Here is a 23,014-nt window from a genome sequence, read left to right as displayed (position 1 = left end):
TCCGGTGTGACTCAGAGACCGAGTTCGCTCTCGAAGTTGCCCTCTTCCAGGCGCTGCTTGATCGTCGTCAGGAAGCGGCCCGCGTCGGCCCCGTCCACCAGGCGGTGGTCGTAGGTCAGCGGCAGGTACGCCATCGACCGGACGGCGATCGTGTCGTTGCCGTCGGCGTCCGCGATCACGACCGGGCGCTTGACGACCGCGCCCGTGCCGAGGATGCCGGACTGCGGCTGCACGATGATCGGCGTGTCGAACAGGGCGCCGACGCTGCCGATGTTCGTGATCGAGAACGTGCCACCGGACAGCTCGTCCGGCTTGATCTGGCCCGCCCGCGCGCGGCCCGCCAGGTCGGCGATCCGGTGCGCGAGACCGGCCAGGCTCAGCTCGCCCGCGTCGTGGATCACGACCGAGAGCAGGCCGCGCTCGGTGTCCACCGCGATGCCCAGGTGCACGGCGCCGTGGTAGGTGATCTCTTTCGTGTCCTCGTTGTAGGACGCGTTGACGTTCGGGTGCTGCTTGAGCGCCTCGACCGTGGCCTTCGCGAAGAACGGCAGGAACGTCAGGTTGACGCCCTCGCGCTCCTTGAAGCCCGCCTTCGCCCGCTGCCGCAGCTTCGCGATCTTGGTGACGTCGACCTCCTGGACCTGCGTGAGCTGCGCGGCGATCTGCAGCGACTCGCGGGTCTTGGTGGCCGTGATCTGGCGGATCCGGCTGGCCTTCTGCACCGTGCCGCGCAGCGCCGCGAGCTCCGGCGACACGGCGGCCGCCGGACGCGCGGCGGGTGCCGACGGGGCAGCAGCCGCCGGAGCGGGGGCGGCCGGAGCCGGAGCGGCGGCGGCCTTCTGCTTCTCCTCGGCCGCGGCCAGGACGTCCTGCTTGCGGATCCGGCCGCCGACGCCGCTGCCGGTCAGCGACGCGAGGTCGATGCCGTGCTCCGACGCGAGCTTGCGGACCAGCGGCGTGACGTACGGACCGTCCGCCGAACCGTCCTTCGCCGAGGCGGCCGGGGCCGCCTCGGTCGCCTTCGCCGCGGGCGCGGCCTGCGGCTGCGGCTTCGGTTCCGGCTTGGGCTCGGGCTCGGGCTTCGACTCCTGAACCGGCTCGGGCTTCGGTTCCGGCTTGGGTTCCGGCTTCGGCTCGGGCTCGGGTTCCGGCTTCGACTCGGCCTTCGGCGCGGCGTTCGCGTCGCCGATCACGGCCAGGACGCCGCCGACCTCGACGGTCTCGTCCTCGCCCGCGCGGATTTCGAGCACCGTGCCGGCGACCGGCGACGGCACCTCGGTGTCGACCTTGTCGGTGGAGATCTCGAGCAGCGGCTCGTCGACCTCGACCGAATCGCCGACCTGCTTCAGCCAGCGCGTGACGGTGCCCTCGGTGACGCTTTCGCCCAGCTCGGGCAGCTTCACCTCGGTGCCTTCGCCACCGGCGGCCGGCGCGGTGTCCGGCTTGCTCGGTGCACTGTCCTCGGCCTGCGGCGCGGATTCCTCCGGGGAGGGCTCCGGCTGCGAGGACTCCTGCTCTTCCTGCGCCGGGGCGGAGGACTCCGGCACGTCGCCGGTGCCGTCGTCGATCACGGCGAGCTCGCCGCCGACCTCGACGGTCTCGTCCTCCTGGGCGCTGATCTTCACGACCGTGCCCGCCACCGGGGAGGGCACCTCGGTGTCGACCTTGTCGGTCGAGATCTCGAGCAACGGCTCGTCGACCTCGACGGTGTCGCCCTCCTGCTTAAGCCACCGGGTGACGGTGCCTTCGGTGACGCTCTCCCCGAGCTCCGGCAGTGTGACGGAGTAGGCCATCGTTCGCTGACTCCTCTTTCAAGATTCTGCGTGGTCTGGATTCTGCTGGTGGGACGTCAGCTGTGCACGTGCAGCGGCTTCCCCGCGAGGGCGAGGAACGCTTCACCGAGGGCCTCGGTCTGGGTGGGGTGCGCGTGGATGAGGGGTGCGACGTCCTCGGGGAAAGCCTCCCAGCTGTAGATCAGCTGCGCTTCGCCGATGAGCTCGCCGACCCGGTCGCCGACCATGTGGACGCCCACGACCGGGCCGTCCGGGGCCTTGACCAGCTTGACCCCGCCGGAGGTCTTGAGGATCTGGCTCTTGCCGTTGCCGCCGAGGTCGTAGGTGAACGTCGTGACGTCCGAGCCGTACTTGTCCTTCGCCTGCGACTCGGTCAGCCCGACCGACGCGACCTCCGGGTGGGAGTAGGTGACCCGCGGGATGCCGCTCTCGTCGATCACGCGCGGGTTCTGCCCGGCGATCTCCTCGGCGACGAAGATGCCCTGCTGGAAGCCGCGGTGCGCGAGCTGCAGGCCGCGGACGATGTCGCCGACGGCGTAGACGTTCGGGAGGTTGGTCCGCAGCCGCTCGTCGGTGAGGACGAAGCCGCGCTCGATCTCGACCCCGGCCTCCTCGTAGCCGTGGCCCGCCGAGTTCGGCCCGCGGCCGACGGCGACCAGCAGCAGGTCGGCCTCGATGGTCTCGCCGGACTCCAGCGAAACGCTCACGCCGTTGTCGTCCTGCTTCGCGCCGGTGAACTTCACGCCGGTCTTGAAGGCGATCTTGCGGCGGCGGAAAGCGCGCTCGAGCTGCTTGGACGCGAACTCGTCCTCGTTCGGGACCAGCCGCGGCAGGGCCTCGACGATGGTGACGTCGACGCCGAAGGAAGCCCAGACGCTGGCGAACTCGACGCCGATGACGCCGCCGCCCAGCACCACGACCTTCTTGGGGACGTAGTCGAGGGACAGGGCCTGCTCGCTGGCGATGATGCGGCCGCCGAGCTCCAGGCCGGGCAGCGTGCGCGAGTACGAGCCGGTGGCGAGGATGACGTTCTTGCCGGTGTAGCGGGTGCCGTCCACCTCGACGGTCGTGCCGCCGACGAACGTGCCGCTGCCCTCGACGAGGTTCACCTTGTGCGCCTTGGCCAGGCCCTGCAGGCCCTTGTACAGGCGGGCGACGATCCCGTCCTTGTACTTGTTGACCCCGGCGATGTCGATGCCCTCGAAGACGGCCTTGACGCCGACCGCCTCGGCTTCCCGGGTTTCGTCGGCGACCTCGGCGGCGTGGAGCAGGGCCTTGGTCGGGATGCAGCCCCGGTGGAGGCACGTCCCGCCCAGCTTGTCCTTCTCGATCAGCGTGACGGAAAGGCCCAGCTCGGCCGCGCGGAACGCCGCGGCGTAGCCGCCCGATCCGCCTCCCAGGATCACGAGGTCGGCGGAGGTGTCGGTCACTTCATTAACTCCTCGGCAAGCAGTGGGGTGATGCTCTGTCGTCGCCCCTGCCCGGTATAACCGCGCGCGCGACACCCGCCATCTTGTCACTACGCCGGACGGGGCTGCGAGCTAGCCGGGTGTGCGACGCCGACCACACGCGCGGTCCGGGATACTGAGTGGGCAATGTCTCGTGAGGGAGGGTGGTCGGGGTGGGTCTCTTCGACTCGCTGCGCAGGCGGGCCAAGGGTGGTCAGCGGGCCGGCACGCTGCGGAAAGCCAGCTCCGAGGACACCCGCCACCTCGAGGAGTGGGCGGCCACGCGGCGGGGGGTCGAGGCGTACGTGGAGCCGAAGACCAACGTCACGGAGACCACTGTGGTGTTGATCGCCCACGACGGCGAATGGACCCGGCGGCGCATCGGCAGCCTGGAGGCCGCGCAGCAGTTCGGCCACCGCCGGTCGATCCCCGTCTACGAGGTCGCCCGCGTCGGCTACCCGAAGCGCATGCGCGAGTACACCGAGCGGAAGAAGCGCGGCCAGGTCTAAAGCTCGATCCGGCCGACCACCTCGCCGTGGTGGGTCTGCCCGGTGGGGCGGAAGCCCAGCTTGAGGTAGAAGTCCTCCGGACCGCCCTCGGCGGGGAGCCACAGCACGGTCGCGGTCTTCTGGCCGCGCCGCCGGGCTTCGGCCAGAACGGTCTCGACGGCGAACCGGCCGTAGCCGCGGCCCTGCACCCCGGCGCCGACGTTGAGCCGCCAGATCCCGCAGCGGAAGAAGTCGTGGTCGGCGTGCGGGTCGAACGCGCCCATGACGAAGGCGACCGGTTCCCCGTCCCGCAGGATCAGCCGCGGCCAGGCCACCTCCGGCTGGGTGTAGGCCTCGGCGAGCGAGACGGCGACGGGCGCGACGAAGTCCTTCTGGTGCGGTTCGACGGCCAGCTGACACGCGGCGGCGACGTTCTCGCGGGTGATCTGCTCCGCGGTGAGAGTGGTCACCGGTCCAACCTACGTGGCCTGGGCGAGCAGGGTGGCGTGCGTGAGCAGCGCGGCGCGGAGCGAGGGGTGGACGGTGGTGCCGAGGACCGGGTCGACCTCGACCACGTGCCCTGACGACAGCAGCAGCACCGCCGGGTCGGACAGCACCACGACACCGTCCTCGACCCGCAGGTCCGCCGTGCCGAGCAGGCGCGGGAAGACCACGTCCGCGGGCAGGCCGTCGCAGGTGCGCAGGAACTCGCGGACGTCCGCCGGCAGCTCGGCACCCAGCCGCAGCTCGGCCGAGCGGATCGCCGCCTCCGACGCCGGCGGCGGTGCGGTGGCGGAGCCACGCAGACGCAGGATCGAGGCGATCAGCTCCGGCCAGCTGCCCAGCTCCGGCGGGTACCGCTCGTGCAGGGCCGCGACCAGCGCACCCGCGCAGGCCGGGGCCCAGTCGCGCAGGCCGAGCGGGTCCGCGCCCGCCACCAGTGCCGGAGCCACGGCCCGGGTCGCCGCGAGGGTGGCCACGTCCGGCCGCTGCCCGGCCAGCGAGGCCCAGCGGGCGAGGTCGCCGTCGGCGAGGGCCGCGCGGACGCGGTCCGGGCGCGCCGGAGCGACGTGCTTGACCAGCTCGGCGATCGGGCCCGGCGGGAGCACGCCCTCGAGGTCGGAAACCGGCTTCCGCAGAAAAGCCGTGTGCGCCCGCTCTTCGGCAGCGAGGTCGAGCGGCGGGAGGCCCTCGGCCCAGTCCGGACGGCCGCCGCGGGCTTCGAACAGCATCGCCCACGCGCGGGCCCGCACCGGGTCGGGCACGAGCGCGTCCACCGGGCGTTCCGTCCGGGCCTGCCACTGCCTGACCAGCCGGTCGGCCTCGTCCAGGGCGCCGGCGACCGCGAGCAGCAGGGCGGCGTACCCCACCTGGTCGTCGACGCGCGGTTCGGCCGCGGTCAGGACGTCACGGACCACCGCCTCGAGGTACTCACCGGCGTCCACACCCCGACCCTAGCCCAGCGCCTGCTTGGCCCCCGGGTGCAGCGGCACCGGGTCGGTCTGCGTCGCCAGCTGCCGCGAAATCTCCTTCGCCGCGGGGTGGACCTTCGCCAGCTCCGCCTGCTTGTCGAAGATCAGCTTCGTGATCGCGCACGCGTTGCCCGCCGGGAAGTCTTCGCGCACCAGCAGCAGGTTGGGCACCACCACCGTCGGCACGTCCGCGGGCTGCCCGTAGGCCGCCGCCGGGATCACGGCCTGGTCGTAGACCGGGTTGACCTTCTTCAGCGCGGGCAGCAGCGGCGTGATGTCGAGGAACTTCACCTTGCCCTTCAAGGCCGTGGTGATGTCGGTGATCTGCGCGGTCGGCAGCCCGCCGGACCAGACGAGCCCGTCGAGCGTGCCCGTCTTCATGCCGTCCGCGGTCTTGGCCAGGTCGAGCCGCTGCGCCTGGACGTCGGCGTCGGGCTTGAGCCCCGCCGCCTGGAGGAGGCGGTTCGCGATCACCTCGGTGCCGGACTTCGGCGAGCCGGTCGAGATCCGCTTGCCCTTCATGTCGGCGACGCTGTTGATGCCGGCGTCCGTGCGCACGAGCACCTGCGTCGAGTTCGGGTAGATCCGGGACAGGGCCTGGATCTTCTGCGGCTTGCCGTCGAAGGACCCCTTGCCGTTCACCGCGTCCGCGGCGGTGTCGGCCAGCGAGAACGCGACGTCGTAGTTGCCGGCCACCAGCTGCTGGATGTTCTGCACCGACGCGCCGGTTTCCGCGGCCGTCGCGCGCAGCTTCGTGTTGTTGCTGATCAGCTGGGCCAGCCCGCCACCCAGCACGTAGTAGACGCCGCCGCTGTTGCCGGTGGCGATGGTGATGCGGCCCTCGGTGGTTTCGCAGGACTGCGTCCCGGCGGGAGCGGCCTGGTCGGTCTGCTGCTTCCCGCCGCAGCCGGTGACGGCCATGGCGAGCACCGCGACGGCGGTGACTGCGCGTTTCATGCTGTCCTCCTCTTGATCACGGCATGGGCGAGCAAGGCGGCGGCACCGCACGCGGCGCCGATCGCGATCGGCACCGGCTCCAGGTAGAGCAGGCACAGGGCGGCGGGGACGAACAGCAGCCGCACCGGCAGGCTGACGGGCCCGAAGAGCCAGCCGCCGGTCACCACCGCCAGCGCGGCGACGGCCAGCGCGGACACCGCGGCCACCCACAGCACGGTGAAAACGCCGGACTCCAGCAGCAGCGCGGCGCCGTTGTCGGTCAGCACGAAGGCGATCGGCACCAGGAACGCCGGGAGCGTGTACTTCCAGCACTGCCACATGGTGCCGAGCACCGAGCCGCCGGTGATCGCCGCCGAAGCCACCGCGGCGAGCGCGGTCGGCGGCGTGACCTCGGACAGCACGGCGTAGTAGAAGATGAACATCGCGCGCTCGGCGTCGGCGACCCCGAGCGTCTCCAGCGCGGGGCCGATCACGACCCAGGCGATGATGAAGCTCGCGGTGACCGGCACGGCGAGGCCCAGCACCCCGACGGCGATCGCCGAAAGCAGCACGGTGAGGACCAGGATCACCGTGCCGTTGTCGCTGAGCGTGCCGGCCAGTTCCACCAGTGCGTCCGCGAGTTCGAGGCCGAGCCCGGTCTTGGTGATGGTCGAGGTGATCACCCCGGCCGCTGCGCACACCGCGATCACCGGCAGCGCACCCCGGACGCCCGCCGACAGCGCGTCCACCAGGTCCTTCGCCCATCCGCGCACGTCGTGGCGCCGGGCGAGCAACGCGAACAGCGCGGCGACCCCGGTGGCGTAGACGACCGCGGCGAACGGCGGGATGTCCAGGGCCAGGAACACGACGATGATCGCCAGCGACAGGAAGTGGTAACCGCCGCGCCGCAACAGCTGCCACGGATCGCCGTGCGGGACGTCCACGGCCTCGGCCTCGAACCGCCGCGCGTCGGCCTCCATCGCGAACACGATGCCGAGGTAGTACAGCAACGTCGGGATGGTCGCCCAGATGAGGACCTTCAGGTACGACGTCTGCAGGTATTCGGCGATGATGAACGCCGCGGCGCCCAGCGTCGGCGGCGAGAGGATCGCCCCGATCCCGGACGCGGCGAGCAGCCCGCCGGCGTTTTCCTTGGGGTAGCCGGCCTTCTTGAGGATCGGCCAGGTGATCGAGCCGAGGCTGACCGCCGTGGCCGTGCCCGAACCCGACACCGTGCCGAGCAGGAAACCGGACAGCACGGTGGTCCGGCCCGGCGCCGTGCGGGATTTCCGGAACGCGGCGAACGAGATGTCCACGAAGAACTGCCCGGCTCCCGAGGCGTTGAGCACGGCGCCGTAGAGGGTGAACAGCACGATGTAGCTCGCCGCAACGTCCAGCGGGGTGCCGTAGAACCCGCTCGCGTCGTTGAAGAGCGCGTTGACGATCTGGCTGAAGTCGATGCCCGCGTGGGCGATGCCCCAGTTCTGCGGGAGGAAGCCGCCGTAGTAGGCGTAGGCCAGGAAGAGCAGGCAGACGATCGGCAGCACCAGCCCGGTGGTGCGGCGGGTGGCTTCGAGGATCAGCGCCAGCAGCAGCGCGCCGGCCACGATGTCCAGCGGGGACAGGATGCCCTGGCGGTTCAGGAAGTCGTCGTAGCCGACGAGCACGGGGTAGAGACCGACCGCCAGCGCGACGACGGCGAGCGCCCAGTCGGTCCAGCCCGGGTCGTCACGGCCGTGCAGCCGCGGGCGGTAGCAGAGGAACACCAGCGGCAGCGTCACGCCGAGGAACAGCACCAGGTAGAACTGGTTGCCCTTGGCGAAGGGGAAGAACACCTGCTTGAGCACGAGGACCGCGACGGCGAGGGCGACGAAGTAGACGACGCGGTCGGGGACGCGGGAGAGCTTCCGAGCCGGGCGTTCCTCGTCGTGCTCGGCGGCGATTGCGGCGGGGGAGTCGCGTTCCACCGGCTCGGTCGTCACCCGGCCACGGTACGGTGTCGCCGATCACATCGAAAGCGGCAATTCGATCACCGCCGGCGAAAACGCCGAAGGGGCCCCCGCCGCGGCGACAGCCCCTTCGGAAACAGACGTGCGTCAGCCGTTGGCGGCGATGTCCGCCAGCACCGCGGCGATCGACCGCACCGGGACGCCGGTGCCGCCCTTGCCGGTGTAGCCCCACGGCGAGCCGGTGTTGAACGACGGGCCCGCGATGTCGATGTGGACCCAGTCGAGGCCGTCGGCGACGAACTCGCGCAGGAAGATCCCGGCCGCGAGCATGCCGCCCCAGCGGTGGCCCGTCACGTTGGCCAGGTCGGCCAGGCGCGAGTCGAGGTCGGCGCGCAGTTCCTCCGGCAGCGGCATCGCCCAGCCGTTTTCGCCGGTGGCCTGCATGATCGCGGCGACGCGGTCGCGGAAGCCCTCCGAGCCCATCACGCCGGCGGTGCGGTTGCCGAGCGCGACGAGCTGGGCGCCGGTCAGCGTCGAGGTCTCGATCAGGTAGTCCGGGTTCTCCTCGGCCGCGCGGACCATGGCGTCGACCAGCACCAGGCGGCCCTCGGCGTCGGTGTTGAGCACCTCGACGGTCTTGCCGCCGTACATGGTCAGCACGTCACCCGGCCGGTACGACGTCCCCGACGGCAGGTTCTCCGCCAGCGGGATGTGCGCGACGACCTCCAGGGGGTACTTCAGCTTCGCCGCCAGCACCACCGCCGCGAGCACGCCGGCCGCGCCGGACATGTCCGAGGTCATGTGGTCCATGTTCGCGGCCGGCTTGAGCGAGATGCCGCCCGAGTCGAACGTGATGCCCTTGCCGACCAGCGCGACCTTCTTGGCGGCCTTGGCCGGCTTGTGAGCCACGCGCAGCAGCCGCGGCGGGCGCGACGAGCCGCCGCCCACGCCGAGGATGCCGCCGAAGCCCTTGCGCTTCAGGGCCTTTTCGTCCAGCACCTCGAACTCGAGACCGTTGTCCTCGGCGAGCTTCTTCGCGCGGTCGGCGAAGGAGGCCGGGTAGAGGTCGTTCGGCGGGGTGTTGATCAGGTCGCGGGCGACGACGACGGCCTCGGCGATGGTGCCGGCCGCCTTCAGCGTCGCCTTGTGCTCCCGGGCGGTGCCGTCGGCCGGGCTCGCGAAGTCGGCCTTCGCGAGCGGGGCGTCGCCCTTCTCCGAGCGGTAGGCGGTGAAGACGTACGAGCCGAGGATCGTGCCCTCGACGGCGGCCTGCAGGTCGAGCTCCGACAGCGTGACGAACGCGCGGTCGGTGCCGGCCAGCGCGCGGCCGGCGGCGCCCGCGGCGCGGCGGACCTGCTCGGGGGTGACGGCGTCGCCCTGCTTGCCCAGGCCGACGGCGAGCACCACACCCGCCGGGAGCTTGCCCAGCGTCGGGACCTTGACGACCTCTTCGGCCTTGCCGCTCGCGCCGAGGGTGGCCAGCAGGCCGGCGAGGCGGCCGTCGAAGGCGGCGTCCACGGCGGCGGCACCGGGAGCCAGCACCGGACCGTCCTCGCCCTGCAGGGTGCCGATGACGACCACGTCGGCGCGCGTCTTGGCCAGTGCCTCCCCGGTGTTGTCGGACAGGGCGAGCTTAGGCACGGTCACTTCTGGCTCCTCGCGCGTTCTCGGTGGCACCGGGCACCGGCCCGGTCGGGATCGTGAGCCATGCTAATGACGACCGGACCAGGGGTGAACAGAGGGAGCGGGAGGGCCGCGTGCGGCTGGGCGGTGGACTGCTGGTGGCGCTGGCGGCCGGGGCGGCGGGCGCGGGGTGGTGGCTGCTCGCCGGGCTGGTGGTGGCCGCGATCGCGGCGGGCGTGACGGCGCGGGTGCCGGAACCGGGAGAAGCCCTGGTGGACCGGGCTGTCGTCGCCGTCGCTCGGTTGTCCGAGGTGGCGGTTTACGCGATCGCGTTCGGGGCCTACGTCGTCCCGGCGCACCGCGAAGCGGCCGCTGCGGCGTTCGTCGTGGTGGTCGCCGGCGCGGGGTTCGCCGGGCTGAAGATCCCGACGATCGTCGTGCGGACCACCGGCGCGTTGCTGCTCGCCGCGGGGCTCGTGCTCGTCGTGGTGTGCGTGGCCGTGGCGCCGGTGGGGACGGCGGGCGGCCTGCGGCCCCCGGACTTCGCGGGTGTCCTCGTCGCGGCGGTGCTCACGCTGCCGTTCCTGCGGCCGGTGGGCCGTGACCGCGGCGGCTCGCGCGTGCTGCTGCTCGGCGTCCTCGCGGTTCTGGTCGCCTTCGCCGCGCTCTACCAGCTCGGCGCCGTGCGGCTCGGGCTGTCGCTCACCTCGCTGCGGGACCTGCTGTCCGCCGCCGACGCGGACGCGCTGCAGCCGCTGCTCACGGTCGTCGCCGTGGTCGCGACCGTCGTGCCGGCGCTCGCCGCCGGGACCGAAGCCCGGGCGCGAGCCGGGGTGCCGGGACTCGCCGGGCTCGCCGCCGCCGCGGCGGCCGCCTCCCTGCTCCCGGTGCTGCCCGTGCTGGTCGTCGCCGGGCTGGCGACCGTGATCGAGCTGCTACTGGGTGTACGCGCGCGCAGGTACAGCGCCGATCTGCACTAATCCGACCACAGTCACGGCCGCATGGCTTCCTGGCAACGGTTACGTGCCGTGCGGGGGCGGCCTACTTTTGGCCGGATTAGTACAGTGGGACCCGTGAGTGATCGACGCTGGCGGCCGGGAGAGACCGTGGTCGAACGGTTCCACCGCCCCGACGGCTCGATCGGCCAGGTGCACCCGTTGCGCGTCCTCGAAGACGACGGCCGCGTCCTGCTCGCCTGGCTGCCCGCGGGCACGCCGATCATCGGCAGCAGGCTCGCCGACGGCCGCCTGATGCGGGACGCCCCGCTGGACCAGCGGTTCCGCATCCCGCGGGTGGCGGTGCCGGACTCCTGGCACGGCGCGTCGACGCTGCGCAGGATTCCCGAAGACGAGTGGTCTTCGGTCTGGTGGTTCTTCGACCTCGAAGGCCGGTTCAAGAACTGGTACGTCAACCTGGAAATCCCGCTGGGCCGCACGCAGGGCGCGGTCGACCGGATAGACGGCGTGCTCGACGTCGTCGTCGAGCGCGACGGCAGCTGGCGCTGGGACGACGAGGACGAGGCCGAGGCCGCCCTGGAAGTCGGCCGCCTGACGCTCGAGCAGTTCGACCGGCTGCGCGCGGAGGGCGAGCGGATCGGCGCGCTGGCCGAACGCGGTGCCTATCCGTTCGACGGGACCGACACCGACTTCCGCCCGGACGAGGGCTGGCCTGCGCCGGAGCTGCCGGCTTCGCTCAGCCCGCGGTCAGGAGGAGGATCAGCGCCAGCACGGCGTTGACGACGGCGAGGATGACGACCGACTTCGTCGGGAGCACCTTCGGGAACGCCTTGCCGTGGATCTTCCGCCACCACACGACGCCGAAGACACCCGCGACGAGGCCGAGGAAGCCGCCGAAGCCGCTGCTGAGCACGGCCCAGCCGACCATGCCGAGCAGGCCGACGCCGAAGGTCAGCAGCACCGCGGCGACGAACGTCTTGACGTCGGCCGCGGTGTTCTTGGGCCGGGGCACCGGCTCCGTGGAGTGGTAGGTCACGCCGCCATACTAGAGCGGTCACGCCGCGGCCGCGGGACACCCGCAACAGTGGGACATCCGACTAACGCGCGTCCGAGCAAGCGGTATCGTCTAGCCATGACGACCACGACACAGTTCGCCCATGCCCCGCACCCGAGTCCTGCGAGCGCGGACCGTGTCGCGGAGGTACTCGCCGCCCCCGGTTTCGGGGTGTACTTCACCGACCACATGGTGACCGTCAAGTGGTCGAAGGCCCAGGGCTGGCACGACGCCCAGGTCGGGCCCTACGCCCCGTTCACGCTCGACCCCGCGACGTCGGTGCTGCACTACGGCCAGGCCATCTTCGAGGGCCTCAAGGCCTACCGCCAGCCGGACGGCTCGATCGCGTCGTTCCGCCCGGACGCCAACGCCGCCCGGTTCCGGCAGTCGGCCGAGCGGCTCGCCATGCCGCAGCTGCCCGAGGAGGTCTTCATCGAGTCGCTGCGGGAGCTCATCGCCGTCGACGACCGGTGGGTGCCCACCCGGCCGGGCGATTCGCTGTACCTGCGGCCGTTCATGATCTCGACGTCCACCGGGCTCGGCGTCAACAGCCCGGCCGCGGACTACGTGTACACGGTCATCGCGTCCCCGGCCGGCTCGTACTTCTCGGGCGGGGTGAAGCCGGTCAGCGTCTGGCTGTCCACCGAGTACGTCCGGGCGGCCCCCGGCGGCACCGGCGCGGCCAAGTGCGCCGGCAACTACGCGGCGTCGTTCGTGGCGCAGGCCCAAGCCGTCGAAAAGGGCTGTGACCAGGTGGTGTGGCTCGACGCGGTCGAGCGGCGCTGGGTCGAGGAGATGGGCGGGATGAACCTGTTCTTCGTCTTCGGCTCGGGCGAGAACGCCCGGGTGGTCACCCCGGAGCTGACGGGTTCGCTGCTGCCCGGCGTCACCCGCAAGTCGCTGCTGCAGCTCGCTTCGCGGCTCGGGTACAAGATCGAAGAACGCCGCATCTCCACCGACGAGTGGGAGAAGGCGGCGGCCTCCGGCGAGCTGACCGAGACGTTCGCCTGCGGCACCGCGGCGGTGATCACCCCGGTCGGCCACGTGAAGCACGCCGGTGGCGAGTTCACGATCGCCGACGGGCAGCCGGGCGCGCTGACGATGAAGCTGCGCGAAGAGCTGACGGGCATCCAGGAGGGCACTCACCCGGACCCGGACCACTGGATGGTCCCGCTCGGCTGAGGTCGGCTGAGGTTCAAGGCCGTGAATGCCAACCTTCAGGGACACTTGCTCCCTGAAGGTGGCATTCACGGCCTTTCGGCGTCAGGAAGCCGGGGCGGGGGTGAGCGGGCCGGAGACCCCGGCCTGATCGTGCGTGGCTGTCTCGGCGAGGACGCGGGCGGCCATCATCAGCAGCGGCAGGGCGGTCACGGCGCCGGTGCCTTCGCCGAGCCGGACGTCCAGTTCCAGCAGCGGCCCCAGGTCGAGGTGCTCGAGAGCCAGGACGTGGGCGGGCTCGGCCGTCCGCTGGCCCGCCACCCACCACCGCCGGGCGCCCGGGGCGAGGTCCTCGGCGACCAACGCCGCGGCGCAGGCGACCAAGCCGTCCAGGACCACCGGCGTCCGCCGGACCGCGGCCTGGGCGAGGAACCCGGCCATCGCCGCGATGTCCGCGCCGGCCGTGGTGCGCAGCAGGCCGACGGGGTCGGCGAGCACCACGCGGGCCCGGCGCAGCGCGTCGCGCACCGCCGTGGCCTTGCGCATCCACGCGTCGTCGTCGATGCCGGAGCCGCGGCCGACCACCGCCACCGGCTCGCTGCCGGTCAGCGCCGCCACCAGCACCGAAGCCGGCGTGCTGTTGCCGATCCCGAGGTCACCGGGGATGAGCAGGTCCGCACCGCCGTCGACTTCGGCGTCGGCGATCGCGATCCCGGCGCGGACCGCGGCGTTCGCCTCGTCGGGGCTCAGCGCGTCTTCGACGTCGATGGAGCCCGAGCCGCGGCGGACCTTGAACTCGCCGATCGCGCGGGTCGCGGGGGCCTCGGTGTCCACGGCCAGGTCGACCACGCGCACGCTCGCGCCCGCGGCGGCGGCCAGCACGTTGATCGCGGCGCCGCCGGTGAGCATCGTGCCCAGCAGCTGCGCGGTGACCTCGGCGGGATAGGCGGAGACGCCCTTCGCGGCGATGCCGTGGTCGCCGGCGAACACGACGACGCGCGGCCGGGTGAACGGCCGCGGCGGCGACTGTCCCTGGCAGGCGGCGATCCAGACGCCCAGCTCTTCCAGCCTGCCCAGTGACCCGGCGGGCTTGACGAGCTTGGCGTGCAGCGCGATCGCGGCGGACCGGGCGTGTTCGTCGGGCGGGTCGATCTCGGGGAACTCGATGTTGTCCGGCTCCACACCAGGCCTTCCTGTTCCACGGCAACGCTGTGGCCAACCTACCGGGTGCGGCGCGGCCGGTAGTCTCGCGGCTCGTGGAGACGACGGCGGCCGCGGTGGTGCTGGCCAGCGGCGCGGGGACCCGCGTCGGCGCGAAGCTGAACAAGGTGTACCTGCCGCTCGCCGGGCGGCGGGTCGTGGCCTGGTCCCTGGACGCCTTCGGCGGCGTCCCCGGCATCGGCGTGTTCGTGCTGGTGATCCGGCCGCAGGACAGGGAACTGGCCGAAGAAGTCCTCGCCGGCTTCGACGGCGAGGTCGAGGTCGTGCACGGCGGGGACACCCGCCAGGCGTCCGAGCTGAACGCGCTGCGCCACCTCGCGCCGCGCATAAGGGGCGGCCGGGTCGATGCCGTGCTGCTGCACGACGCGGCCCGGCCGCTGGTCCACCCCGAGCTGGTCGGTGCGGTGTTGGCCCGGACACGCGAGGACGGGGGGGCTGTGCCGGGCCTGGCCGCGGACGACGTCGCCGAGGTGGAAGCCGGGCACCTGGTCGCCCAGGTGCCCGGCGCGATCCGCGTCCAGACGCCTCAGGGCTTCCGGGCCGGACCGCTGCTCGAGGCCTACGAGAAGGCCGAGCGCGAAGGCTTCGTGGGTACGGACACTTCGTCGTGCATGGAGCGGTTCTCCTCCCTGCCGATCCGCTGGGTCCCGGGGGCTCCCGAGAACCTCAAGATCACCTATCCCCACGACCTCGTCGTCGCGGAGCGGCTGCTCGCCCGCTGAGCCCGGCCACCGCTAGGCGCACGCGGGCGGGCCACCGCCGTCTCCCTCCGGGGTCGTCCCGGTCGGCCGGATGGTCACGTCGTGCCGCAGTTCGGCCGGGATCAGGCAATCCGGCTGTGGCCGCAGTGCCTGCAGCGGTGCGCCCGGGGTGCCGGGCTCCGCCAGGGTGAGCACCGCCCGCAGCGTCCAGACCGGGGTCGCGTGGTACTGCCACGTGACGACCCGCGGGTGGAACACGTCCGTGCCCGGGAAGGTCGGCACCCGGTAGGCGCTGGCCCGGTGCTCGTCGCGGAGGATGATGACGTCCGCGCAGGTCGGCCACCGGTACACGGCCGCGTAGATCTCCGGCGCCTCACGGCCGCCGAACAGGTGCAGCACCCATTTGCGGCGCCGGAGCTCTTCGAGGAGTTCCTCGAGAGCCTGGCCGCTGGAGCCGGAGTGCGGTGTGGTCGGGGACACACTAACGAGGGTAACTTGCGTACTAGAGCACAGTCCAGTGCGTGTACTAGTACACCTGGGTGGTTCTGAACAGGGCTTTGTGGGACACCCCCCGGCGTGCTAGAACACTTGTGCGTTGTCCCTGTGAGGAGCCGCCTTGCCCACCCTCGACCGCCCTGAGCCGCCGTACCTGCAGATCGCGGGCCGGATCCGTGACGACATCCTGTCCGGCCGGCTGCAGGAGGGCGACGCAGTGCCGTCCGCCCGCGAGATAGCGCGCACCTGGACCGTCGCGATGGCGACGGCCACGAAGGTGCTGGCCACGCTCCGCTCGCAGGGGCTCGTGCGGCCCGTGCGCGGCGTCGGCACGGTCGTCGACCGCGGCGGCCTGCACCGCACGGCCCGCGACCGCACCGTCGCTTCGGCGCGGACCGGCCGGATCTACCCGCCGGGCCACTACGCCGTGATCCGGTCGGCCGGCCTCGAGCCGGCGTCCGAACGCGCCGCGGCCGCACTCGGCCTGGAGGAGGGTGCCCCGGCGATCCGACGGCGGCGCACCACCTACGGCCCCGACTCGCAGCCGCTGTCGACGTCGACGTCGTGGCTCGACGGCGCGCTGTCGGCGAAGGCACCCGCCCTGCTGGTGCCGGAGCGGATCGTCGAGGGCACCGCGGCCCACGCGGCGGCCCGCCTCGGCACGAAGATCGCCACCACGCAGGAACGGCACGCGGCGGGCCGCGCGGACGAGGAGGAGGCGGCCGAGCTGGCGCTGCCCGCCGGGTCGCCGGTGCTGCTCGGCCGGAGCACCTTCCTGGCGGCCGACGGGACGGTCGTCGAGTACGGTGAGTCCGCCGCCCTGCCCGACCACTGGGTTTTCCACGAGTACACGACTGAGGACGGCGAATGAAGCACATCCACGCGGGCAAGGTCCGTGATCTGTACGAACTCGACGGCGGGGACATCCTGCTGGTCGCGTCCGACCGGGTCTCGGTCTACGACGTCTCGCTGCCGACGCCGATCCCCGACAAGGGCAAGCTGCTCAACCAGCTGTCCGCCTGGTGGTTCGACCGGATGACCGGCGTCGTCCCGAACCACGTCGTGTCGACCACCGACGTGCCGGCGGAGTTCGCCGGCCGGGCGATGCGCTGCAAGCCGCTGAAGATGGTCCAGGTCGAGTGCATCGCGCGCGGCTACCTCGCCGGGCTGGGCCTGCGGGAGTACCAGCGCGACGGGAAGATCTCCGGCGTCGCGCTGCCGCCGGGGCTGGTCGAGGGCGACAAGCTGCCGGAGCCGGTCTTCACGCCGACGACGAAGATCTCCGACACCGGCCACGACGAGTTCATGACCTTCGACGAGGTCATGAACGAGATCGGCGAGGACACCGCGAAGCGGCTTCGCGACCTGACGCTGGAGATCTACACGAAGGGCGCGGAGCACGCAGCGAAGCAGGGCGTCATCATCGCCGACACGAAGCTGGAGTTCGGTTTCGACGCCGACGGCACGCTGACCCTCGGCGACGAGGTCCTGACGTCGGACTCGTCGCGGTTCTGGCCGGCCGACGAGTGGGAGCCGGGCCGCCCGCAGCACGCGTTCGACAAGCAGTTCGTGCGCGACTGGTCCCGCAGCACGGGCTGGGACCAGACCCCGCCCGGGCCGGAGATCCCCGCGGACATCGTCGAGCAGACGCGGCAGCGCTACACCGAGGTCTACGAGCGGATCACCGGGAAGACCTGGGTCCGTGGGTGAGTACGACCCGTACCGGCTGATCGACGACGTCGAGAGCCTGCTGGCCGAGCGCGGGTTCGCGCCCGAGCGGGTGCCCGGGCGCGGAGGCGACCGGCTGGCGGGCGCCGGCCGCCTCCTGCGCGGGTTCGGGCTCGAGCCCCGGATGGCCCCGGAGGACGCACTGGACCTGGGCGTGCCCTTTCAGGCCCGGATCAACCAGGACTAGGGGCTGCGGGTCAGGCTCGCGTCGCGCTCGACGACCTCGCCGAGGACCTCGTCGATGGCGGTCAGGAGGTCGGCGTCGAGCTTCTTGCCGACCGCCTTGACGTTCTCGTGCACCTGCTCCGGACGCGAAGCCCCGATGATCGCGGAGGCGACGTTCGGGTTCTGCAGGACCCAGGCGACGGCCAGCTGCGCGAGGCTCAGGCCCGCCTGCTCGGCCAGGGGTTCCAGCTCGGCAACGCGCTTGAGGACGTTCTCGTCGAGGAAGCGCGCGACCATGTCGGCGCCGCCCTTCTCGTCGGTGGCGCGCGAGCCTTCGGGGTAGGCCTGGCCCGGCTTGTACTTGCCGGTGAGCACGCCCTGCGCGATCGGCGACCAGACGATCTGGCTCAGGCCTTCCCGCTCGGAGGTGGGGATGACCTGGTCCTCGATGACGCGCCAGAGCATGTTGTACTGCGGCTGGTTCGACACGAGCGGGATCTTCAGCTCGCGGGCGAGGGCGGCGCCGCGGGAGATCTGCTCGGCGGTCCACTCGGAGACACCGACGTAGAGCACCTTGCCCTGGCGGACGAGGTCGGCGAAGGCGCCCATGGTCTCTTCGAGCGGGGTGTGCCGGTCGAACCGGTGCGCCTGGTAGAGGTCGACGTAGTCGGTGCCGAGCCGCTCCAGGCTCGCGTGCGCCGACTCCATGATGTGCTTGCGGGACAGGCCCCGGTCGTTGGGCCCCTTGGGGCCGGTGGGCCAGAAGACCTTGGTGAAGATCTCGAGGCTTTCGCGCCGCAGGCCCTTCAGGCCGCGCCCGAGCACGGACTCGGCGGCGGTGTTGGCGTAGACGTCGGCGGTGTCGAAGGTGGTGATGCCGGCGTCGAGGGCGGCCTGGATGCAGGCGTGGGCCCGGTCCTCCTCGACCTGGGAACCGTGGGTGAGCCAGTTCCCGTACGAGATCTCACTGACGTTGAGGCCGCTGCGGCCGAGACGACGAAACTCCATGCCGCCAGCCTAGGCGGTAATCGTTTGCTTTGCTAACGATCCTGGAGTGACTCCAGCCGCACGCAGCAAGAAGCCGGGTGGAGGCTCGCTCCACCCGGCTTCTTCGAAATCGCTCAGTCCGGGATCGGGTCCCCGGGCTTCAGCCGCGGCTTCGGCATCCGCAGCCGCCGGATCTGGGACGCCCGCACGAACGCGTACCAGCCGATCGAGCGGCCGTTCACCGGCTCCTTCGGGAACTTCTCCCGCACCAGCTTCGCGATCTTGCGGCCGTTCACGAAGCCCTCGATCGCCATGACCAGCAGCATCGCCGTGCACAGCAGCGTGATGTACGACTGCACCTGGGGCAGCGGCACCAGCAGCGCCAGGAACACCACGATGGCCAGCGGCATGAACAGGCCGAGCAGGTTGCGCCGGCTGTCGACCAGGTCGCGGACGTACCGCTTGACCGGCCCGCGGTCGCGCGGCAGCAGGGCCTTGTCGTCGCCCCGCATCATCGCCTCGCGGTTCGCCTTCGCGGCTGCCCGGCGTTCTTCCTTGCTCTGCGGGTTCGCCTTGCGCAGCTCCTTGTTGCGCTTCATCGCCTCACGCATGGTGGTGGGCGGCGGCGCCACGGGGCCGCGCTTCTTCGCCTCGGCCTCCCGGCGCTTCGGCGTGGCTTTGCCCTTACCGGGCGTGTACGCCTTGCCGGCGACGTCGACGGCTTCGGCCGACTCCGGCTCTTCGGCGGCGGTGTCTGTGGTGCTTCGGCGCAGGAACCTCACGTCACCAGGGTATTGCAGGCGTCACGCCGCCGTTCACCAGGTCGATCCATGTGCGACCATGGTGGGGGAACAGATCGGACGCCCCGGGTGTTGAAGACGTCAGCACCAGGAGTATCCGCAGCGAGTTCGACTTTAGAGGGAGTGCCATGACGACCGCTGAGCACGCCGGCGCGAAGCAGGCCGAGACAGCCGAGGAGACCCACGGCGTCACGTTGACCGACGCCGCGGCTTCCAAGGCGAGGGCCCTGCTCGAGCAGGAGGGCCGCGACGACATGCACTTGCGCATCGCCGTCCAGCCCGGTGGCTGCGCGGGCCTGCGCTACCAGCTGTTCTTCGACGAGCGCACGCTCGACGGCGACCTGTTCCGCGACTTCGACGGCCTCCGGGTCGCCGTCGACCGGATGAGCGCCCCGTACGTGTCGGAAGCCGTCATCGACTTCGTGGACACGATCGAGAAGCAGGGCTTCACGATCGACAACCCGAACGCCACCGGCTCCTGCGCCTGCGGCGATTCGTTCCACTGAGTGACAGCAGCGCACGCGAGAAGGCCCCGTCCCCCGAAAGGGAGGCGGGGCCTTCTCCGTTGCTGCGGGATCAGACGTAGGCGTCGAGCTCGGCCACCTGGGCGTGGCAGGCCTCGTCGACCTGCCACGGCTTGGCCGTGACGCGGGGCAGCGGCAGGCTCTCGGCCTGCAGTGTCGCCGGGATGAGCGCGCAGTCGGCGATCAGCTCGGACAGGGTCTCGGGTTCGGTGACGGCGTTCACGATTCGTAACGCTATTGATCCGCTCTCGACTGGAGAAGGAGTACCAGCCGGTAGTGTCGGCGGGGCGCGCGCGAACTACCCGGACGGGTCATGACCCGGAGGTAACTTCGCGCCTTTTGCCGTGAGGTCGAACACGAAGGAGCAGCCGGTGGCAGACAAGGCCAGGATCGCGGTGTCCGGCAGTATCGCGACCGACCACCTCATGCATTTCCCGGGCAGGTTCGCCGAGCAGCTCGTCGCCGAGCAGCTGCACCGGGTCTCGCTGAGCTTCCTCGCCGACGACCTCGTGGTCCGGCGCGGCGGCATCGGCGCGAACATCGCCTTCGGTCTCGGGGTGCTCGGCGTCCAGCCGCTCCTCGTGGGCGCCGTCGGCGCCGACTTCGCCGACTACCGCTCCTGGCTGGAGCGGCACGGTGTGGACACCTCGGGCGTGCACGTGTCCGAGGTCGCGCACACCGCGCGGTTCGTCTGCACCACCGACGAGGACCTCTGCCAGATCGCGACGTTCTACGCCGGCGCGATGGCCGAGTCCCGCAACATCGAGCTGCAGCCGATCGCCGAGCGCGTCGGCGAGCTGAGCCTGGTGCTGATCAGCCCGGACGACCCGGAGGGCATGATCCGCCACGCCGCGGAGTGCCGCCAGCGCGGGTACGCCTTCGCCGTCGACCCGTCGCAGCAGCTGGCCCGGATGAGCGGCGAGCAGGCGCGCGCGTTCGTCGCCGGCGCGAAGTACCTGTTCAGCAACGACTACGAGTGGGAGCTGCTGCTCCAGAAGACCGGCTGGACCGAGGCCGACGTCCTCGACCAGGTCGGCCTGCGGATCACGACGCTGGGGGAGAAGGGCGTCGAGATCGTCGGCAAGGACGGCGTCGCCCTGCAGATCGGCGCGGTCCCCGAGCGCGTCAAGGCCGACCCGACCGGCGTCGGCGACGGCTTCCGCGCGGGCTTCCTGGCCGGCCTCGACGGCGGCCTCGGCGTCGAGCGCGCCGCCCAGCTCGGCTCGCTGATCGCGGTGCTGGTGCTGGAGACGGTCGGCACCCAGGAGTGGACGTTCGACCGCGCCGAGGCGCTGGCCCGCATCGGCGAGGCCTTCGGCCCGGACGCGGCGGAGGAGATCTCGGTGGTCCTGCCCGTCGCCTGACCCAAACGCCGTGAATGCCACCTTCAGGGATTTAACGTCCCTGAAGGTGGCATTCACGGCTTTCGGCAGGGGGTCAGAGCTTGACCGGGTACACCGGCTCCGGGATCTCGGGCTTGATCCGGTGCTCCACGAAGATGCCGTGCCACAGCATGAACACGATCAGGGCCCACAGCTGGCGGCTGCGGTCCAGCTGGCCCGCCTTGTGCTCCTCCAGCAGCGCCAGGATCGCCTTCTTGTCCAGCAGCTCTTCGGTCTTCGAGTCCGAGATGATCCCGCGGGCCCAGTCGTACATCTCGTTGCGCAGCCACAGCCGGATCGGCACCGGGAAGCCGAGCTTGCGCCGGTTCAGCACGTGCGCCGGGATGATCTTCGCCAGCGCCTGGCGCAGCGCGTACTTCGTCGTCCCGTGGGCGAGCTTCTGGTCCAGCGGGATCGACGCCGCGACCTTGAACACCTCGGCGTCCAGGAACGGCACCCGCAGCTCCAGCGAGTTCGCCATCGTCACCTTGTCGGCCTTGACCAGGATGTCGCCGCGCAGCCAGGTGTAGAGGTCGACGTGCTGCATCCGGGCCACCGGGTCCCAGCCGCGCGAGACCTCGTACCAAGGCGCCGTGACGTCCTTGAAGCCCACGCCTTCCTGGTAGGTGCGAAGGACGTTGCGCAGCTGGTCGTCGCGGAAGTTGCGGGCGTTGCCGTAGTAGCGGTCCTCCAGCGGCAGCGCGCCGCGGCGCAGCAGGTCCTTGCCGCGGGTCCCCTCGGGGATCTTCGTGGAAACCTTGCCGATCAGCTTCCGCATGCCGCCGGGGATCTTCTCGAACGGCGCCAGCGAGATCGGCTCGTTGTAGATCGTGTAGCCGCCGAACAGCTCGTCCGCGCCTTCACCGGACAGCACCGCCTTGACGTGCTTGCGGGCCTCGCGGGCGATGAACCACAGCGGGACCAGCGCCGGGTCGGCCACCGGGTCGTCGAGGTACCAGACGATGAGCGGCAGCGCCTCCATCATCTCGTCCGCCGACACCGTGCGGACCACGTGCTTCACGCCGATCGCCGCGGCCGACTCGGCGGCGACGTCGACCTCGGAGTAACCCTCGCGCTCGAAGCCGGTGGTGAACGCGATCAGGTTCGGGTTGTGCTCCTTGGCCAGCGTGGCGGTGGCCGTGGAGTCGATGCCGCCCGACAGGAAAGCGCCGACGGTGACGTCCGGGTCGGAGATCATGTGCTTGCCGACCGAGTCCCGCATCACATCGGCGATGCGCTGGTACAGCTCCTCGGCTTGGGGCTGGGTGGAAATGGGCTTCGCGCTGAACTGTGGGTGGAAGTAGCGCGTGAACTTCACCTCACCGCCGGGCACCACCTCGAACGACGTCCCGGACTCGACGCGCCGGATCGCCGTGTGCAGCGACTCGGGCTCGGGCACGTACTGCAGCACGAGGTAGTGCTGCAGGGCCTTCCGGTCCAGCTCCTGCGCGACACCGAGGACGTCCGACAGCTCCAGCAGGCTCTTCTTCTCGCTGGAGAAGGCCACCCCGCCGGGGCCGGCCGAGTAGAACAGCGGCTTGATGCCGAACGGGTCGCGTGCGCCGAAGACCCGCTTCTCCTGCGAGTCCCAGATCATGAAGGCGAACATGCCGCGCAGGCGCTTGACCCAGTCCGCGCCGAGGTAGTGGAAACCGGCGACGATGGCCTCGCCGTCACCTTCGGTCTCGAACTTCGCGCCGTGCTTACCGGCGAGCTCCGCCCGCAGCTCCAGGTAGTTGTAGATCTCGCCGTTGAAGTTCATCGTGTAGCGGCCCGGCGCCTCCGGCGGGCCCCAGACCAGCGGCTGGTGCGCGTGCTCGACGTCGATGAAGGCGAGCCGGTTGAAGCCGTAGACGACCTCGGCGTCGGCCCAGGTGTCCTGCTCGTCGGGGCCGCGGTGGCGCTGGCAGCGCATGGCCGCGCCGACGGCGTCACGCGCGTCCGCCGCGCCGGTCTCGGTCGCGCAGATCAGTCCAAGCAGGCCGCACACGGGTACTCACACACCTTCGGGGTCTTCCGGGCTGGGGAAGTGCCCAGTATGCCGGGCGGGCCGTGGTGCGTAACACGCGCGTCGAGGGTTACCCCTTGGTCAGCGGAGCGCGCCAACTCGGCTAGGCTCCGCACCTGTCACGAA

24 protein-coding genes are annotated in these 23,014 nt (G+C 71.3%); 10 read left to right on the top strand and 14 right to left on the bottom strand.

Translation table 11 applies throughout. From position 1 onward, the window contains the following. Positions 1 to 11 precede the first annotated feature (11 nt). A complete protein-coding gene (sucB, locus tag AB0M80_RS18345; RefSeq protein ID WP_364565732.1) occupies positions 12 to 1,793 on the bottom strand; it encodes a 2-oxoglutarate dehydrogenase, E2 component, dihydrolipoamide succinyltransferase in 1,782 nt (593 codons plus the stop codon). Positions 1,794 to 1,849: 56 nt separating this feature from the next. Continuing rightward, positions 1,850 to 3,223: a dihydrolipoyl dehydrogenase gene (lpdA, locus tag AB0M80_RS18340; RefSeq protein ID WP_364565729.1), complete on the bottom strand. Its 1,374-nt coding sequence runs from the start codon at positions 3,221 to 3,223 to the stop codon at positions 1,850 to 1,852. 182 nt (positions 3,224 to 3,405) lie between these two features. Between lpdA and AB0M80_RS18335 the strand changes: the two genes are divergently transcribed. Beyond that, positions 3,406 to 3,750 (top strand): oxidoreductase, encoded by a 345-nt coding sequence (locus AB0M80_RS18335; protein ID WP_364565726.1) that lies wholly within the window; start codon positions 3,406 to 3,408, stop codon positions 3,748 to 3,750. Here the strand turns inward: AB0M80_RS18335 and AB0M80_RS18330 are convergent. From AB0M80_RS18330 to AB0M80_RS18310, 5 genes are all read right to left on the bottom strand, one after another. Further along, positions 3,747 to 4,199 carry a GNAT family N-acetyltransferase gene (locus AB0M80_RS18330; protein WP_364565723.1) on the bottom strand — a complete coding sequence of 151 codons (453 nt, stop codon included), beginning with the start codon at positions 4,197 to 4,199 and terminating at the stop codon, positions 3,747 to 3,749. The two genes, AB0M80_RS18335 and AB0M80_RS18330, sit on opposite strands and share 4 nt — an antisense overlap. Positions 4,200 to 4,208: 9 nt before the next feature. Then, positions 4,209 to 5,174 (bottom strand): SMI1/KNR4 family protein, encoded by a 966-nt coding sequence (locus AB0M80_RS18325; protein WP_364565721.1) that lies wholly within the window; start codon positions 5,172 to 5,174, stop codon positions 4,209 to 4,211. Between the two features lie 9 nt (positions 5,175 to 5,183). Then, positions 5,184 to 6,158: a TAXI family TRAP transporter solute-binding subunit gene (locus tag AB0M80_RS18320; protein ID WP_364565718.1), complete on the bottom strand. Its 975-nt coding sequence runs from the start codon at positions 6,156 to 6,158 to the stop codon at positions 5,184 to 5,186. Beyond that, positions 6,155 to 8,119, bottom strand: a complete 1,965-nt coding sequence (locus AB0M80_RS18315) for a TRAP transporter fused permease subunit (protein ID WP_364565716.1) — start codon at positions 8,117 to 8,119, stop codon at positions 6,155 to 6,157. The genes AB0M80_RS18320 and AB0M80_RS18315 overlap by 4 nt, the downstream gene beginning before the upstream one ends. A 114-nt stretch (positions 8,120 to 8,233) precedes the next feature. Further along, complete coding sequence (locus AB0M80_RS18310; RefSeq protein WP_364565713.1) at positions 8,234 to 9,733, bottom strand: leucyl aminopeptidase; 1,500 nt, start codon at positions 9,731 to 9,733, stop codon at positions 8,234 to 8,236. Positions 9,734 to 9,843: 110 nt separating this feature from the next. Between AB0M80_RS18310 and AB0M80_RS18305 the strand changes: the two genes are divergently transcribed. Then, positions 9,844 to 10,689, top strand: coding sequence for a hypothetical protein (locus tag AB0M80_RS18305; protein ID WP_364565710.1), 846 nt, complete (start codon positions 9,844 to 9,846; stop codon positions 10,687 to 10,689). A 93-nt stretch (positions 10,690 to 10,782) separates the two neighbouring features. After that, positions 10,783 to 11,445, top strand: coding sequence for a DUF402 domain-containing protein (locus AB0M80_RS18300; RefSeq protein ID WP_364565708.1), 663 nt, complete (start codon positions 10,783 to 10,785; stop codon positions 11,443 to 11,445). On the opposite strand, the gene AB0M80_RS18295 is transcribed toward AB0M80_RS18300, so the two are convergent. Further along, on the bottom strand, positions 11,402 to 11,701 hold the full coding sequence (locus tag AB0M80_RS18295; RefSeq protein ID WP_364565706.1) for a hypothetical protein: 300 nt from the start codon (positions 11,699 to 11,701) through the stop codon (positions 11,402 to 11,404). The two genes, AB0M80_RS18300 and AB0M80_RS18295, sit on opposite strands and share 44 nt — an antisense overlap. Before the next feature lie 96 nt (positions 11,702 to 11,797). On the opposite strand from AB0M80_RS18295, the gene AB0M80_RS18290 reads away from it, so the two are divergent. Beyond that, on the top strand, positions 11,798 to 12,901 hold the full coding sequence (locus AB0M80_RS18290; protein WP_364565703.1) for a branched-chain amino acid aminotransferase: 1,104 nt from the start codon (positions 11,798 to 11,800) through the stop codon (positions 12,899 to 12,901). Positions 12,902 to 12,982: 81 nt separating this feature from the next. On the opposite strand, the gene cobT is transcribed toward AB0M80_RS18290, so the two are convergent. After that, positions 12,983 to 14,059 carry a nicotinate-nucleotide--dimethylbenzimidazole phosphoribosyltransferase gene (gene cobT, locus AB0M80_RS18285; RefSeq protein WP_364565700.1) on the bottom strand — a complete coding sequence of 359 codons (1,077 nt, stop codon included), beginning with the start codon at positions 14,057 to 14,059 and terminating at the stop codon, positions 12,983 to 12,985. 74 nt (positions 14,060 to 14,133) lie between these two features. Here cobT and AB0M80_RS18280 point away from each other — a divergent pair, with 74 nt between their 5' ends. Further along, entirely contained in the window at positions 14,134 to 14,820 is a 687-nt protein-coding gene (locus AB0M80_RS18280; RefSeq protein WP_364565697.1) for an IspD/TarI family cytidylyltransferase, read from the top strand. Between the two features lie 12 nt (positions 14,821 to 14,832). On the opposite strand, the gene AB0M80_RS18275 is transcribed toward AB0M80_RS18280, so the two are convergent. After that, positions 14,833 to 15,279, bottom strand: a complete 447-nt coding sequence (locus AB0M80_RS18275; RefSeq protein ID WP_364565694.1) for a hypothetical protein — start codon at positions 15,277 to 15,279, stop codon at positions 14,833 to 14,835. 136 nt (positions 15,280 to 15,415) lie between these two features. On the opposite strand from AB0M80_RS18275, the gene AB0M80_RS18270 reads away from it, so the two are divergent. The 3 genes from AB0M80_RS18270 to AB0M80_RS18260 are packed head-to-tail and all read left to right on the top strand — an operon-like array spanning position 15,416 to position 17,209. After that, positions 15,416 to 16,165: a GntR family transcriptional regulator gene (locus AB0M80_RS18270; protein WP_364565691.1), complete on the top strand. Its 750-nt coding sequence runs from the start codon at positions 15,416 to 15,418 to the stop codon at positions 16,163 to 16,165. Then, on the top strand, positions 16,162 to 17,004 hold the full coding sequence (locus AB0M80_RS18265) for a phosphoribosylaminoimidazolesuccinocarboxamide synthase (RefSeq protein WP_364565688.1): 843 nt from the start codon (positions 16,162 to 16,164) through the stop codon (positions 17,002 to 17,004). The genes AB0M80_RS18270 and AB0M80_RS18265 overlap by 4 nt, the downstream gene beginning before the upstream one ends. Beyond that, positions 16,997 to 17,209: a hypothetical protein gene (locus AB0M80_RS18260; RefSeq protein WP_364565685.1), complete on the top strand. Its 213-nt coding sequence runs from the start codon at positions 16,997 to 16,999 to the stop codon at positions 17,207 to 17,209. Before AB0M80_RS18265 ends, AB0M80_RS18260 begins: the two co-directional genes overlap by 8 nt. On the opposite strand, the gene AB0M80_RS18255 is transcribed toward AB0M80_RS18260, so the two are convergent. Both AB0M80_RS18255 and AB0M80_RS18250 read right to left on the bottom strand, forming a co-directional pair. Continuing rightward, a complete protein-coding gene (locus AB0M80_RS18255; RefSeq protein ID WP_364565682.1) occupies positions 17,206 to 18,195 on the bottom strand; it encodes an aldo/keto reductase family protein in 990 nt (329 codons plus the stop codon). The two genes, AB0M80_RS18260 and AB0M80_RS18255, sit on opposite strands and share 4 nt — an antisense overlap. A gap of 113 nt (positions 18,196 to 18,308) precedes the next feature. After that, positions 18,309 to 18,956: a DUF3043 domain-containing protein gene (locus tag AB0M80_RS18250; protein WP_364565680.1), complete on the bottom strand. Its 648-nt coding sequence runs from the start codon at positions 18,954 to 18,956 to the stop codon at positions 18,309 to 18,311. Positions 18,957 to 19,102: 146 nt separating this feature from the next. Between AB0M80_RS18250 and AB0M80_RS18245 the strand changes: the two genes are divergently transcribed. Beyond that, positions 19,103 to 19,480 carry an iron-sulfur cluster assembly accessory protein gene (locus AB0M80_RS18245; protein WP_364565678.1) on the top strand — a complete coding sequence of 126 codons (378 nt, stop codon included), beginning with the start codon at positions 19,103 to 19,105 and terminating at the stop codon, positions 19,478 to 19,480. 70 nt (positions 19,481 to 19,550) lie between these two features. On the opposite strand, the gene AB0M80_RS18240 is transcribed toward AB0M80_RS18245, so the two are convergent. Further along, positions 19,551 to 19,721, bottom strand: coding sequence for a hypothetical protein (locus AB0M80_RS18240; protein ID WP_020644663.1), 171 nt, complete (start codon positions 19,719 to 19,721; stop codon positions 19,551 to 19,553). Positions 19,722 to 19,869: 148 nt separating this feature from the next. Between AB0M80_RS18240 and AB0M80_RS18235 the strand changes: the two genes are divergently transcribed. Then, on the top strand, positions 19,870 to 20,862 hold the full coding sequence (locus AB0M80_RS18235; RefSeq protein WP_364565675.1) for a carbohydrate kinase family protein: 993 nt from the start codon (positions 19,870 to 19,872) through the stop codon (positions 20,860 to 20,862). 73 nt (positions 20,863 to 20,935) lie between these two features. Here the strand turns inward: AB0M80_RS18235 and asnB are convergent, their stop codons facing one another. Then, positions 20,936 to 22,870: an asparagine synthase (glutamine-hydrolyzing) gene (gene asnB, locus AB0M80_RS18230; RefSeq protein ID WP_364565672.1), complete on the bottom strand. Its 1,935-nt coding sequence runs from the start codon at positions 22,868 to 22,870 to the stop codon at positions 20,936 to 20,938. Positions 22,871 to 23,014 lie beyond the last annotated feature (144 nt).

The sequence above is a fragment of the Amycolatopsis sp. NPDC051045 genome (genome assembly GCF_040682955.1).
Taxonomy (GTDB): Bacteria; Actinomycetota; Actinomycetes; order Mycobacteriales; family Pseudonocardiaceae; genus Amycolatopsis.
Note: the sequence above shows the minus strand (reverse complement) of the source record. Positions and strands in the feature narration are given on the sequence as shown.

Excerpts from the sequence above, each read along its gene's own strand:
- AB0M80_RS18320 (WP_364565718.1), bottom strand. The coding sequence starts at position 6,158 with ATGAAACGCGCAGTCACCGCCGTCGCGGTGCTCGCCATGGCCGTCACC.
- AB0M80_RS18265 (WP_364565688.1), top strand. The coding sequence starts at position 16,162 with ATGAAGCACATCCACGCGGGCAAGGTCCGTGATCTGTACGAACTCGAC.
- sucB (WP_364565732.1), bottom strand. The coding sequence starts at position 1,793 with ATGGCCTACTCCGTCACACTGCCGGAGCTCGGGGAGAGCGTCACCGAA.
- AB0M80_RS18255 (WP_364565682.1), bottom strand. The coding sequence starts at position 18,195 with ATGGAGTTTCGTCGTCTCGGCCGCAGCGGCCTCAACGTCAGTGAGATC.
- AB0M80_RS18245 (WP_364565678.1), top strand. The coding sequence starts at position 19,103 with ATGACGACCGCTGAGCACGCCGGCGCGAAGCAGGCCGAGACAGCCGAG.
- AB0M80_RS18290 (WP_364565703.1), top strand. The coding sequence starts at position 11,798 with ATGACGACCACGACACAGTTCGCCCATGCCCCGCACCCGAGTCCTGCG.